We start from the raw sequence: 12,476 nt of genomic DNA, 5'->3' as shown, positions 1-12,476 counted from the left end.
GCGCCCTGTTCGCAGCAGTGAGCATCCTGTCGGCACAATATCCGCGCTACGGCTACCGTCGGATCCAGATTATTCTGGGGCGGCAGAGTCACCAGATGAGCTCGGACTGGGCATGGCGACTGTGGCGCCTTGCTGGCCTGCAAGGGCCGCGCAAGCGTCCGCGCAGACACGTGTCGGTTCGTCGGCCCGGGCTACAGCCAGCGTCGGCGGCCCGGCACGTCTGGGCATATGACTTCGTATTCGACGCGTGCGCCAACGGTCTGCAGTTGAAGTGTTTGACAGTGATCGACGAGTACACGCGTGAGTGCCTGGCGATTGACGTTGCGGGACCGATCCGGTCAAAGCGCGTCATCGAAGTCCTGTCGCAACTGGCCAGCGTTCACGGTGCGCCACACTATCTGCGTTCGGACAACGGCCGGAATTCGTGTCGCGGGCCATCCTGAAGTGGGCTGCCGAAAACGGCACGGAAATGGCGCTCAGCGATCCAGGCAAGCCCTGGCAGAACGGCGCGGATGAGAGTTTCAACGGCCAATTCCGCGACGAATGTCTGAGCCTTGACTGTTTTCGGACTCGCGCCGTGGCGAAGGTAGTGATCAAACAGTGGCGGCGCCATTACAATGCTATCCGACCAAAAGAGATTCCGACGTGCCAACAGGTCGGCATCACGACGTATGTATCGCTACCGATCACGTCTGGCAGCAGGATCGAGGGGCGTTTCGGAAAAACGGATTTCATCTACATCGCGCGCGACGACGAATATCAATGTCGTGCCGGCCAACGCCTGAGATGGCACCAGATGTGAGGGCGGCGCCCCTCACCTATTTGCCGCGCGTCGAACGAGATCGCGAGAATCCGGTCGACGAATTACTCGGTCCGACCCAGTAGGTCCGGATACCAGCCAGGACCGATTCGTGGCACCGAAAGTGGTTGATCAGAAACCGTTCTGCAATGCGAAGCAAATGCTACGGTTGGTCTCATCGTCCTTCGGGACGGACCCATGTCTTTTGGCTTGGGATTGATATCCGGGCTTCGCACCTGGTTTTGTGGGTGACCAGACGGTTCTTGTGGTTTGAACGAATTCGATAACTGCACGGATATCGGCGTCGGTATAGGGTGCCGCCCCTTTCCAGTATCGCTGCATCCCGACCAGCGGCTTATCCGCATTCGGGTCGGCCTCGCAGAGCGATGAAACGAGATAAAGCAGTGACTTGTTGTAGATCAATGGCACCTCCCAATAGGAACCCTCGGTCTTGTTATCGAGCCCGAAGACCCGGAGCCCACTGACGCGCTTGCGCAGTATCGATAATCCAGCACTCATCCGGTCGAATGTGATGGCCGCCGCCAGCATGATCACCTCAACGCGCAGCGTTGAGGATGCCGGGAGTCGCGCATCGAGTGCTTCGATGAACCGCTGCACGTAGATCGCACCAGCACTGTGACCAATCAGGGTGACCCGAAGCCGCGGATTTTTGTCCCACGCGTCGCATAAGTGGTTCAGAAACGCTGTGCCGCCGGCGTCGGCGTCATTCGAGAACGAGTCGTCGATGAACTGCTTCATCTCTCCCCAGATTGGCGACCCAAGGTACTCGGCCAGCCCCGCCGCGATGAAGAGTTCCTCGACAACTGTCGTATATAAGCCGTGATCGTGGCCCGAATTAAGCCGTTGAATGATTCTTGCAAGAGGATTTTGCGGCCCGCGGAGACGTTTGGGGGAAAACAGCCGGCGCTTTCCAGGAACTGACTTCTCGGCAGCTACCAACCGTTGCGCGAACTGATCCAGGTCGCTGCTCGAACAGGCGAGCTGCGCACCGGCGCGTCTCGCCCACGCTTTGTCGTAGAGTTTGGTGAAGGACGCTAATTCCTTGAGGGTCATTGGCGCCGCCTTACGGATTTTGGTCGATGGTCGCCGCCCCTTGAGCGATCGATCAGTGTCGAGCGCAGCGGTGATCTTGAGGGCCACCGTATTCACTGCGTAATTGGCGGCATTCACGAAACCTGGATTGTCGCGATAGGGTTCGAGAATCCCTTCTACTGTAGTAATGAGATCGGACTTCCAGAGGAAGAAGAACGGGTAGGCGCCACTGTCGGTGTAGCCCTTGATCAACTTACTGGCAGTGCTGAGGCCGTCCGCTTCCGATACCAGCCCGCCGTGGAAAAACACGCACAGATGTCCCGACTGCGCGTGATTTTTGAAGTTTTCGAACGCCTTGCTGAGGTCGAGGGCCGTGGTCCCATTGAACCTGCCGTATTCCAGATCGATGTCGTGAAGCGGATCGATCGGAAGTGGCGCGGACGCTATCTGCATGACGTTCCCCCTTCACTACCAGTATGGACTCGCCGTGTCTGGCGACTGGAGCAGTCTTATATTGCTGTACCCGGTTATGACCTTAAAGGATTGCCAACGCTGTCCCCGCGGTTGGGGCCGCAACGCCATAGTTAGTTCATCATAGTATCTTTCGATCGACTTGCCTGCTGCCCCAGCACTTGCAACAGGTTTCCTGCCTCACGTCTGACCAACTCGCAAAACTGCGCGACCCACTGATCGGTAACGCGCGATGGCATGTGGTGGACCTGACAGGTGAACCCATAGGGAGGAAGTCCGCACACGCAAACTCGGATCCCTCAACCCCAAGCAACAGGGCCTCGGCGCAAGCCCGATGAAAGTCACGCGAATAAGTTTGTAAATGCAGATGATTGTTATTTGCATTTTTATTGACGCGCCTATGCACGATAGGTACGATGCGCTGCTGCATGGGCAGTGGGTGACCCGGCGCTGAGTGCGGACAGCGTTCGCCAGGCAACAGGCAATGCGCGGAACGCGCATCGACGTTTCGAAACGGCTTAACGATTTTGGACTTGAACATGTCTGTGAACTGGATGCCGCGAGAAGCAACACATGGCCGCGGTCATACAGGCGAGCCGCGCGCCGCGGCCGCGCGGAACGGTCTGCTTGACGGGCGCGACACATGCCCGCCGAAGAGCGAGCGAGGCTACGATCGCTACGATGGCCTCACGCGATTTTTCCATTGGTCTTTCGCCGCCGTCATTATCTATACGAGTGTAGCGGGCTACGCGCTGGCTCACATTGCTGGCGGAGCAGTACACGATTTCCTGTCGCGACTGAATATGTCGATCGCTACGGTACTGATCGTGCTCTTTCCGCTACGGGTGGTTTGGAAGTTCGTCCGGGTCGAGCCTCGCGCGCTGCCCGGCACGCCCGGATGGCAGCGTTCGCTGGCAACCGGCATCCACAATTTGATTTACGTAACGATCTTTGCGGTGCTGGCGAGCGGCTTCTTGATGGTCCCGAACGGCTATTCGTTCTTCGGCCTGATCGAGATTCACACGCCTTTCCCGAAAGGCGCGCTGACCGACGAACTCTTCACTGTGCATCGCGCGAGTTGCGCACTGCTGGCCGGGTTGGTCGCGCTGCACGTGCTCGCGGTCATCAAGCACCAGTTGATCGCGCGTAACGACGTCTTGCGAAGAATGCTTTGAGCAGGAGAGGTCGCCTACGAGAGCGTCTCCGTCGTTTTACTCGCAGCGCTTGTGGCAGATGCTTTCATGTTTCAGCGCGCTCCATGACATCTGTCTCCTCATGCCTCCGACAACAGCCATGTCCGGAACGCCGCGGCGTTAGGACGGGTCAGTGATGCCGGCGGATAGACAAGCCAGTAACTGTAGTCGTTGGGCAGCACAACGTCGAAAGGCCGTACCAGTCGGCCACTACGAAGATCGTCCTGAGCGAGCATGAGTCGGCCTAACGCAACTCCCTGTCCATCCACTGCGGCTTGCAATGCGAGGCTGGCGTCGTTAAACGAAGCGCCTGTATCCAATTCCAGTCCATCCACCCCGGCCTCGTCGCACCAGCGTCGCCACCCCTGTCCCGGTGTGTCGTGCAGCAAGCGGACGTAGCGCAAGTCAGCCGGAACACGAATGGCAGGCGGCCCATCGACGAGCTTCGGACTACAGACCGGACTCAGTGTTTCCCGAGCGATCAGGTCGGCCTTCAGGCCTGTCCATTTCCCAAGTCCTGAGCGAATGCCAAGATCGAAGCGTTCAGTGGCAAACGTCCAGACCTCTGCCGAACTATCGAGGCGCACGTCGATTTCCGGATGCAAAGCGCGAAACGCTTCGAGACGCGGCACCAGCCATCGCGAAGCGAACGACGGCAGAACGGTAATGCGCAACGGTCGCTCATCAGGCTCCATTAGGCGCAGGGTTGCCGACGCGATGCGATCGAGTGCGCCGGCCAGTTCCGGAAGATAGGTTTGGCCCTTTGCGGTGAGCTTCAGCGCATGCCCGCGACGCTCGAAAAGGCGGAAGCCTAGCCAATCCTCAAGCTGACGGATCTGATGACTGATGGCTGCCTGCGTCACACACAGTTCGGCAGCAGCGCGGGTAAAGCTCAGGTGCTTCGCCGCTGCCTCAAAGGCACGCAGCGCACCTAGCGGAGGCAGGCGTCGCATGGACTTGTCGATTACTTTGTTTTATCGAGAGGATGAAGATAACCCGTTTGTGACGTAGGAGGAAGTCGCTTCTAATCACACACTCCGTGGGCCGACATAATGCCCCTGGCTCCCTGCCGACATGAGGCTAATCGATGATTGCATGGCACATCTGGATCCTGTTTCTTGGCTACACTGTACCGATGGTCGTAAGCCCCGGTCCCGGTAACACGGTCCTCGCGACCGCTGGCGGCCGCTACGGCGTGGCCGGTTCGATTCCATTCTGGGCCGGCTTCGAGATAGCAAATGGGGTGCTGTGCCTCGTCTATGGAATGGGCTTGGGCAAAGTATTGCATGGCCACCCTGAAATCCAGATGGTGCTCAAGTGGGCGGGCACCGTCTATCTGCTCTACCTTGCCTGGGGCTTTTTTCGTTCGTCAGCAGAATCCGCCAACAGCAGCGAGCAGGATAATGCGCGCCTGCGTACCGGGGATGGATTTCTATCCGTGATCCTTAATCCCAAGATTCACTCGATGATTCTCGTGATGTTTTCGCAGTTTCTCGACCCAGCAAAACCGCTGCCGGCACAAGTCTTCGAATTCGCGGCTGCGTTTCTCGTCGTGTGTATGGCCTGCCACTTTCCATGGATATATGGAGGACAGTTGATTCTCCGCCGGTTTCGATCAGCACGTGCGTTGCAGATTCAGGGACGAGTGTTCGGCATCTGCATGATCCTCGTGGCCGCCTATGTCGCCTTCGCTTGAAGTGCAATGCTGCAAGTGTGCATCACAGCTTCACGACGTCAGGCCCGGCACAAGCACACATGTCAATTCGTACGAAGCGTCACACGCTGCGTCTGCTGGCGGCTGGCTACGCGAGACAATCTCGATGGCATCCGATATGCGCGGAGTCGCCGTTAAAACGGCTGCGTGAAAGCGTGGACCAACGATCGAAGATGGCCGATTTGCGCCGAAGTGATCCCCTGGAATCGTTACAATGGCCCAGATGAATCCCTCCCTCAACGGCATCGAATGCCAGACATCCTGACCTCCTATTTCTGGAGTGGCGACGCCATCCGCAGTCGGCGCGTGAGCGACATCGTGCTATCAGGCACGGTCGACGTGCCTGTGCCCCCTGCACGTCTGCTTGCAGATTGGGAAAGGGAGATTTCGTCGCGCCTGGTTCTGGAGACTGGTGACGTCGAGGCGATGCCTTTGGCGCGAGCGCGGGCGCGCTGGCCGGACTACACGCGCTGCGTGCAGGCAATGTCCGATTGGACGTGCGCGCTTGGACTGCCCGCGGTGCTTGCCTCCAGTGACGTCGCCCTCATGGCCTGCCGCGGCGCGAAGTACCACCATGACGGCGCGCAATATGGCGGTGCGGCCTTCTGCAATCTCTTCCTGAGCGAGGACAGGGGGCTGGACTTGCATTTCCCCTCTTTGGACCATCGCATTCCTCTGACCCGGGGAACGGCTGTGATATTCGATACGGGCCAGCCGCACGGCGTAATTCGGCGCGGCAGCAGCGGTTTTAATGTGGCCGACTTCGCGCCGGACCAGGATTACATCCAGATATTCCTGACCTGGGAGCTTCCCATCGAAGATGCCCATGTCGGGCACGCACTTAAGGTTGCCTTCGACATCGCCCCTTCGACCCCGTTGCAACTGGATGAAGAGCAGGTCTTGCTGAACGGCGAACGGGCTAGTGTGTGCCCAGATTCTGGTCGTTGGTGCCGGGCTGACTAATCGTCAGGGTCACACCGCGGTGTTGCCCTGACAGGCACGAGGGTCACCGACCGGCGACGCCGACCGCCTGTATGATGGCGGACTTGCGCCCGACCGAAAGCCCGCGCAGGCGGTCCGCGCAGATCGCGCACCGCCCGCTGCCGCTACGCGGCGCCAACGCATCCATTCACGATGACCCAGAGGAAGATCACCATGACGGCCGCAACGCAATTCGATCAGGTTTCCATTATCAAACGAGCCAACGTCTACTTCGACGGCAAGTGTGTCTCGCACACCGTTCTCTTCGTCGACGGCACGCGCAAGACGCTCGGCGTGATCTTGCCCGGCGCGCTCAACTTCGGCACCGACGCGCCGGAACTCATGGAGGTGCAGGCCGGCCAATGCCGTATCCGCCTCGAAGGCAGTGACGAGTGGAAGACGTATGGCGCGGGCGAGTCGTTCTCGGTGCCCGGCAAGAGTCGCTTCGATATCGACGTGATCGAAACGCTCGACTACATCTGCAGCTATCTGTAAAGACGGACGGGCGCATGGTGCCCGACGATGCACGCGACTTCGCGCGCGGCGCCCCCTTGTGCGAACCAAACTCAAACGACTGCTCGCTAATGCCCGGTAGGACCGAAACAGCAGTCATTCGGTTCGCGTTTGGGAAAGTCAGTAAATGGCCGCCTGCCGTCTTTCGCAACGACGAGCACGTAATCGCATCGTATCTGTGCGAGTAACATGTTCATTCGCTCTCCAACGCCCTTGGGGCGCAGCGACTCGAGCGCTCCTCCGTTAGTCAATCAATTCAATCACTAGCCAAACATCTAACCGGCCGGCGCGGCATCTTCCGCGCCAGCATCCACCACCGACCGAAAGAGTGATCATGACAAGTTCCATCTACAGCGCATCCGTCCCAGTTTTCAAGCAAATGCTGACTGCATTGTCCGAGGTGCTGAAGAAAGCCGAAGCACACGTCACCGAAAGGAACATCGATCCGAACGCGCTACTGCAGGCGCGCCTGTTCCCGGACATGTTTCCCCTCGTGCGCCAGGTGCAGATCGCCGCCGATTTCGCCAAGGGCATCAGTTCGCGCCTGGCCGGTGTGGACGTGCCGTCGTGGCCCGACACTGAAGTCACGTTTGCCGACCTGCAAGCGCTTATCGCCAAGGCGTTGGCCCACATCGGCGCGCTCGACGCCGCCCAATTCAACGCTAGCGAGAGCAAGGAAATCGTCCTGCGTCCGGGCACGCCGAAAGAGAAGAAGCTGGTAGGCAGCGCCTATCTGCAAAACTACGGCCTGCCCCAGTTTTTCTTCCACGTCACAACGGCCTACGCGATTCTGCGCCACAACGGCGTTGATATCGGCAAGCGCGACTACATGGGATCTTACTGATCGTCGGCGCGTGGGTCGGCGAGCCACCGGTCGGCGGTAGCTTCAGCGGCGCTTGCCGTCCGACCCGCATGTCCTTGTTCGATGGCTCGCGTTTGCCGGAAGCGGCGTTAAGCGGTTCCGCGATCATCCCCTTACAATCGAAAGGAATGGCAGGCTGCTTTCGTCGACACCCGGAGGCACCACCCGGCCTCGCCGGACAGTCGGCCATCCGGCCCTGCCCGGCCGGCAGCTGTCCGGCCAGTTTGCATTTGCGCATTGAGCCAACCATACTGGTTCTGTCAGGCAATTTCCAAGGCGAACTTCGATGAGCGATTCTCAAGGGAACCGACCAGAGCATCGGCACCGCGATGCTGACGGCCATCACCACGACCACCAGGGTAGTGAAGTGTCGGAGATGGACTTGCGCGTACGCGCACTGGAATCTTTGCTCGTCGAGAAAGGATATGTCGATCCCAAGGCACTGGACATCCTGATCGAGACTTACGAGCACCAAGTCGGACCGCGCAATGGTGCGCGCGTGGTCGCGAAGGCCTGGAGCGATCCGGCATACAAACAATGGCTGCTCGACGACGCCACTGCGGCGATCGCCTCGTTGGGCTATACCGGCCGGCAGGGCGAGCACATGGTTGCGCTGGAGAATACGCCCGCCGTGCATAACATGGTGGTCTGCACGTTGTGCTCGTGCTATCCATGGCCAGTACTCGGACTTCCGCCCGTCTGGTACAAGTCGGCGCCGTATCGGTCACGCGCGGTCATCGACCCGCGCGGCGTGTTGAAGGAGTTCGGTTTCGAATTGCCAGCTGAAACGGAGTTACGCGTATGGGACTCCACGGCGGAAGTTCGCTATGTCGTGTTGCCAATGCGACCTCTCGGGACCGACGGCTTGTCCGCGGAGGCGCTTGCGGAACTGGTGACTCGTGATTCGATGATCGGCACAGGGTTGCCGAGCTTGCCCGAATCGAAACAGGGGGCTGCATGAATGGCGCGCAAGATCTCGGTGGCATGCAGGCGTTCGGCCCGATCGAACCGGGGGCCGACGTTGCGTCCTTTCACGCCGACTGGGAGCGCAGGGTGATGGCGATCACGCTGGCGATGGGAGCAACCGGCAAGTGGAACATCGACACGTCTCGAGCCGCGAGAGAGAGCTTGCCGCCAGCACAATACCTCGCAAGCAGCTATTACGAGATCTGGTTCGAAGGACTAAAAAAACTGCTGCTGAATACGGGGCTAGCGACAGCGGCGGAAATCGAAACGGGCGAGTTGGAGCTCGCGAAGACGCCGGTCCCTCGCGTCTTGACGGCCGACCAGGTGGCGGCCGTGTTGCTGCGAGGTAGTCCGGTCGATCGCCCCGCCTCCGCCGACGCTCGCTTTAAAGTTGGCGATATCGTGTGGACCCGTCAATTGCATCCATGCACGCACACGCGCTTGCCGCGCTATTGTCGCGGCAAACGCGGGCAGATAATCCTCGTGCATGGTGCGCACGTCTTTCCCGATACCAATGCGATCGGGCTAGGCGAACAACCGCAATGGCTCTATACGGTGCGCTTCGATGCCTCCGAACTCTGGGGCAAGGACACGACTGCAGCCTCTGTATGCGTCGATTGTTGGGAACCCTATCTTGACTACTCAAACGTCGAACCGGCCTGACATGACTTCCGCCAGACTGAACTCGCGTGAATTGCGCGTGGCTCTGCCCGAATTGCCCTGCGACGACGCAGGGCCCACCTTCAACGCGCCATGGGAAGCCCAGGCTTTTGCGATCACACTGACCTTGCACGAACGTGGCATGTTCACCTGGGCAGAATGGGCGGACTATCTGAACCAGGCAATCCATGACGCCCACGCCGCTGGCGACCCCGACCTTGGCGACACCTACTATCGACATTGGCTGACCGCATTGGAGCGCCTTAGCACTGCCAAGGGATGGGTGAAGGGAGACTTGCTCCTGCAGCGTCGAAATGAATGGGAAGCAGCAGCGCGGCGTACCCCGCACGGTCAGCCGATTGAGCTCGGACGATAGCGTCCCCTTCAATGCCCGCGAGAAACTTGGGTGCTGCGCAATTCCAGGTTCGTCTGCGCATTCAGGAACAGTCCTGGCCTGACTGTTCTTTGGCAGTTCGGCCACCCAGGCAAAGTTCGTGGCCGTCCGGTCTTGGGCTGACATGAGACGGCTGCTGTAATGCTCTGCGTTCGACTCATCGGCTGGTCGCACGCGCGAATGTGAGCGAGGTTACGGTCAGTTGGTTTGGGTAGAGCGTTGCTCGGCCAGAGAGAAAATCTTCATACCAACGAGCATGGCGATGACGAACAGCATCGCTTTAAACTCGCCGCTGCCGGCGCTCACGAGGGACGGTCCCGGGCAGAAACCTGCCAAGCCCCAGCCGGCACCGAACATGGCGCTGCCAGCAAGCAGGCGGCGGTCAATGCGCGTTGCGGTCGGCAGCCACATTGGCGCGTCGAACAGACTGTGCTTGAGCCTACGCGCGATCGCGAAGGCGACGCTGCCGATTGCGATTGCGCCGGCCATGACGAACGCCAGTGACGGGTCCCAGTTGCCGGCGATATCGAGAAAGCCCAGCACCTTCGCAGGGTTGGCCATGCCGGAAACGATCAGTCCTGTGCTGAATATCAGCCCGGCCAGCAGCGCGTTGAGAATCAGCATGTCAAAGCCCCAGCAGATGGCGGGTAACGAAAACGGTGAAAAAGCCCACTGCCATGAACGTCGCGGTGGCGGCAAGCGACCGGATCGAGCCTCTTGAGAGGCCGCATACGCCGTGACCGCTGGTGCAACCGGACGCATAGCGGGTGCCGATGCCGACGAGCAGGCCGGCCACCACGAGCACAGGCGGCGATGACGCAATCGTGACGGCCGGTAGTGCCGTGAAAAGCTTGAATATCCAGGGCGCGGCGAATAGTCCGAGCACGAATGCAGCGCGCCAGGCGCGATCACTGGATGTGGTGTCGAACAGGCCACCGAGAATCCCGCTGATGCCAGCGATGCGGCCGTTTCCGAGCACGAGCAGCGCTGCCGCGAAGCCGATCAATAAGCCGCCGGCGAGCGCGGGAAACGGCGTGAAGTGGGCGAGGTCGATGCTCATTTCAGGCGTCCTTTGACTTTGCCGCAATAGAGGCTCGACAACGTCTGCATAATGCTCAAGACTTCGACGCTCGCGAGGCTGTAGTACATGTACTTTCCCTCGCGCCGCGTACTGACGAGACCTTCCTCGCGCAGCACGCCAAGATGCTGCGAAAGGCTCGGTTGATGAAGGCCGACCGCCGCTTCCAGTTCTCCGACGTTATGTTCGCCTTCGATCAACTGGCACAGCAGCAGCAGACGGTCTTCCTGCGCCATGGCTTTGAGAAGGGCGCAGCATTTCGTCGCGGATTGCCGCAGCGCGTCGAGCGCGGCGGGAGATAACGGCGTGGTCATCGATCAGGGCCCCTCTGCCTAACAATCTATTGATCAACAATATATATAAATATATATTATTTTTCAATGTATTGATCGGAGTGTGCGATGAAGCCGCTGGTAGAAGCGTTCTTTGACCGAACCACCTGTACCGTCACCTATGTCGTTCACGCCGGCGATGGCTCTGCGTGTGCCGTGATCGATTCGGTGCTTGACTACGACCCGAAGGCCGGCCGTACCTCGACTCAATCAGCCGACAAGGTCGTTGAATTTGTGCAGGCGCGTGCGTTGCATGTCGAATGGCTGCTGGAAACGCATGCCCACGCGGACCATCTGTCGGCCGCGCAATATCTGAAAGCACGACTGGGCGGCAGGATTGCCATCGGCGAGAGCATTCGCGTGGTGCAGGGCGTATTCAGGCGCGTTTTTAACCTGGGTGCCGACGTGCCGGACGACGGCCAGCATTTCGATCATCTGTTCGCAGCCGGCGAGACGTTCCAGATCGGCGCGCTGAGTGCGCATGCCATACACGTGCCCGGACATACGCCGGCTGACATGGCGTACCAGATCGGAGACGCGGTTTTTGTCGGCGACACGATGTTCATGCCGGACGTAGGTAGCGCACGCTGCGACTTTCCGGGTGGCGATGCGCATGCGCTTTATCGCTCAGCACACAAACTGTTGTCGCTACCCGAAGAGACCCGGCTCTATATGTGTCACGACTATCCCCCGCGGTCGCGTCAACCGCAGTGGCAAACCACCGTGGCCGAGCAGCGCAGGAGCAATATTCATCTGCATGACGGGAACGCCGAAGAGACGTTCGTCGCGATGCGCACCGCACGCGACCAGACGCTTGATATGCCTACGCTCATTCTGCCGGCTGTCCAGGTCAACATTCGTGCAGGCGCATTGCCTGAACCCGACGATAACGGCACGCGTTATCTGAAGATTCCACTCGACGCGTTGTAGAGCGCCCATTTAGGTAAACAGCGCCGATTCACGATCCGCTCAAGGGGACATTGTTGACCGGCCGTTAACTGGCAGCCGTGGCACAAATGAGTCCTTCGGCATTCCATAGATGGTGGCAGGAGCCGCCAACGTTGAAGCGGCTGCCTGGCAAGTGGGCTATGAAAGTCCATCGCAATTCAGCCGTGAATACTCGCGCATGTTTGGAGCGCCACCCCGACGTGACATAGCCACATTGAAGACGGCATAACCTGGCCGTCGTTTGCCCGCCTGGTGTTAGCGTTTGCGGCTCGCGGGCGTAAGAAGCGCCATCGCGACACGACGCGCGCCGGCAATCGCCGCCGCCTCGGTTTCAAAGACGGCTTCATCGACGACCTGCTGATACGGCAGCAGGTCGGGCTGTGCCGGGTGATCGTCTTCAACGGTGCGAATCGCCACGTAGGCGGCCCAGCCGCCGTTATGGATCCACTGCCTCGCGGACAACTCGAGCCGGTATTTTCCCAGTACCTCTACGTGCATCGGAAATCTCCTGT

General features: G+C 59.6%; 15 protein-coding genes and 2 pseudogenes. 11 read left to right on the top strand and 6 right to left on the bottom strand.

All coding sequences use genetic code 11. The features are described from left to right. Positions 1-5: 5 nt before the first annotated feature. Positions 6-802 (top strand): annotated as a pseudogene (locus AC3WOG_RS23050) (IS3 family transposase); the annotation flags it as partial. Between the two features lie 129 nt (positions 803-931). Here the strand turns inward: AC3WOG_RS23050 and AC3WOG_RS23045 are convergent. Continuing rightward, a complete protein-coding gene (locus tag AC3WOG_RS23045; protein WP_492580246.1) occupies positions 932-2,305 on the bottom strand; it encodes a hypothetical protein in 1,374 nt (457 codons plus the stop codon). Positions 2,306-2,862: 557 nt separating this feature from the next. Between AC3WOG_RS23045 and AC3WOG_RS23040 the strand changes: the two genes are divergently transcribed. Then, positions 2,863-3,498, top strand: a complete 636-nt coding sequence (locus tag AC3WOG_RS23040) for a cytochrome b (RefSeq protein ID WP_492580245.1) — start codon at positions 2,863-2,865, stop codon at positions 3,496-3,498. A 98-nt stretch (positions 3,499-3,596) separates the two neighbouring features. On the opposite strand, the gene AC3WOG_RS23035 is transcribed toward AC3WOG_RS23040, so the two are convergent. After that, positions 3,597-4,469 (bottom strand): transcriptional regulator GcvA, encoded by an 873-nt coding sequence (locus AC3WOG_RS23035; RefSeq protein ID WP_492580244.1) that lies wholly within the window; start codon positions 4,467-4,469, stop codon positions 3,597-3,599. 134 nt (positions 4,470-4,603) lie between these two features. Between AC3WOG_RS23035 and AC3WOG_RS23030 the strand changes: the two genes are divergently transcribed. The 7 genes from AC3WOG_RS23030 to AC3WOG_RS23000 all read left to right on the top strand — a co-directional run bounded on the left by AC3WOG_RS23030 (position 4,604) and on the right by AC3WOG_RS23000 (position 9,588). Continuing rightward, positions 4,604-5,212 (top strand): LysE family translocator, encoded by a 609-nt coding sequence (locus AC3WOG_RS23030; RefSeq protein ID WP_492580243.1) that lies wholly within the window; start codon positions 4,604-4,606, stop codon positions 5,210-5,212. 267 nt (positions 5,213-5,479) lie between these two features. Further along, a complete protein-coding gene (locus AC3WOG_RS23025; protein WP_492580242.1) occupies positions 5,480-6,193 on the top strand; it encodes a hypothetical protein in 714 nt (237 codons plus the stop codon). A 192-nt stretch (positions 6,194-6,385) separates the two neighbouring features. Beyond that, the gene (gene ppnP / locus AC3WOG_RS23020; RefSeq protein WP_492580241.1) at positions 6,386-6,706 is read left to right on the top strand and encodes a pyrimidine/purine nucleoside phosphorylase; all 321 of its coding nucleotides are present in this window, start codon (positions 6,386-6,388) and stop codon (positions 6,704-6,706) included. A 352-nt stretch (positions 6,707-7,058) separates the two neighbouring features. Then, positions 7,059-7,568, top strand: coding sequence for a DUF1993 domain-containing protein (locus AC3WOG_RS23015; protein ID WP_341317844.1), 510 nt, complete (start codon positions 7,059-7,061; stop codon positions 7,566-7,568). Positions 7,569-7,872: 304 nt separating this feature from the next. Continuing rightward, on the top strand, positions 7,873-8,547 hold the full coding sequence (gene nthA / locus AC3WOG_RS23010) for a nitrile hydratase subunit alpha (RefSeq protein WP_492580240.1): 675 nt from the start codon (positions 7,873-7,875) through the stop codon (positions 8,545-8,547). Continuing rightward, a complete protein-coding gene (gene nthB / locus AC3WOG_RS23005) occupies positions 8,544-9,215 on the top strand; it encodes a nitrile hydratase subunit beta (protein WP_492580239.1) in 672 nt (223 codons plus the stop codon). Before nthA ends, nthB begins: the two co-directional genes overlap by 4 nt. Beyond that, on the top strand, positions 9,187-9,588 hold the full coding sequence (locus AC3WOG_RS23000; RefSeq protein ID WP_492580238.1) for a nitrile hydratase accessory protein: 402 nt from the start codon (positions 9,187-9,189) through the stop codon (positions 9,586-9,588). The genes nthB and AC3WOG_RS23000 overlap by 29 nt, the downstream gene beginning before the upstream one ends. Positions 9,589-9,804: 216 nt before the next feature. Here AC3WOG_RS23000 and AC3WOG_RS22995 read toward each other — a convergent pair whose 3' ends face one another. From AC3WOG_RS22995 to AC3WOG_RS22985, 3 genes are read right to left on the bottom strand one after another with little or no spacing between them, the layout of a single operon-like run. Beyond that, positions 9,805-10,230 (bottom strand): DUF6691 family protein, encoded by a 426-nt coding sequence (locus AC3WOG_RS22995; protein ID WP_492580237.1) that lies wholly within the window; start codon positions 10,228-10,230, stop codon positions 9,805-9,807. 1 nt (position 10,231) lies between these two features. Next, positions 10,232-10,666 carry a YeeE/YedE family protein gene (locus AC3WOG_RS22990; RefSeq protein ID WP_492580236.1) on the bottom strand — a complete coding sequence of 145 codons (435 nt, stop codon included), beginning with the start codon at positions 10,664-10,666 and terminating at the stop codon, positions 10,232-10,234. Continuing rightward, positions 10,663-10,998, bottom strand: coding sequence for an ArsR/SmtB family transcription factor (locus tag AC3WOG_RS22985; protein ID WP_492580235.1), 336 nt, complete (start codon positions 10,996-10,998; stop codon positions 10,663-10,665). The genes AC3WOG_RS22990 and AC3WOG_RS22985 overlap by 4 nt, the downstream gene beginning before the upstream one ends. 87 nt (positions 10,999-11,085) lie before the next feature. On the opposite strand from AC3WOG_RS22985, the gene AC3WOG_RS22980 reads away from it, so the two are divergent. Together AC3WOG_RS22980 and AC3WOG_RS22975 are read left to right on the top strand one after the other, a co-directional pair. Further along, positions 11,086-11,946, top strand: coding sequence for an MBL fold metallo-hydrolase (locus AC3WOG_RS22980; RefSeq protein ID WP_492580234.1), 861 nt, complete (start codon positions 11,086-11,088; stop codon positions 11,944-11,946). A gap of 130 nt (positions 11,947-12,076) precedes the next feature. After that, positions 12,077-12,193 (top strand): annotated as a pseudogene (locus AC3WOG_RS22975) (AraC family transcriptional regulator); the annotation flags it as partial. A gap of 26 nt (positions 12,194-12,219) precedes the next feature. Here AC3WOG_RS22975 and AC3WOG_RS22970 read toward each other — a convergent pair. Further along, positions 12,220-12,462 carry a hypothetical protein gene (locus tag AC3WOG_RS22970; protein WP_492580233.1) on the bottom strand — a complete coding sequence of 81 codons (243 nt, stop codon included), beginning with the start codon at positions 12,460-12,462 and terminating at the stop codon, positions 12,220-12,222. Between the last annotated feature and the right edge of the window lie 14 nt (positions 12,463-12,476).

This window comes from Paraburkholderia sp. FW306-02-B (assembly GCF_058782725.1).
This window is presented reverse-complemented; position numbering and strand designations above follow the sequence as displayed.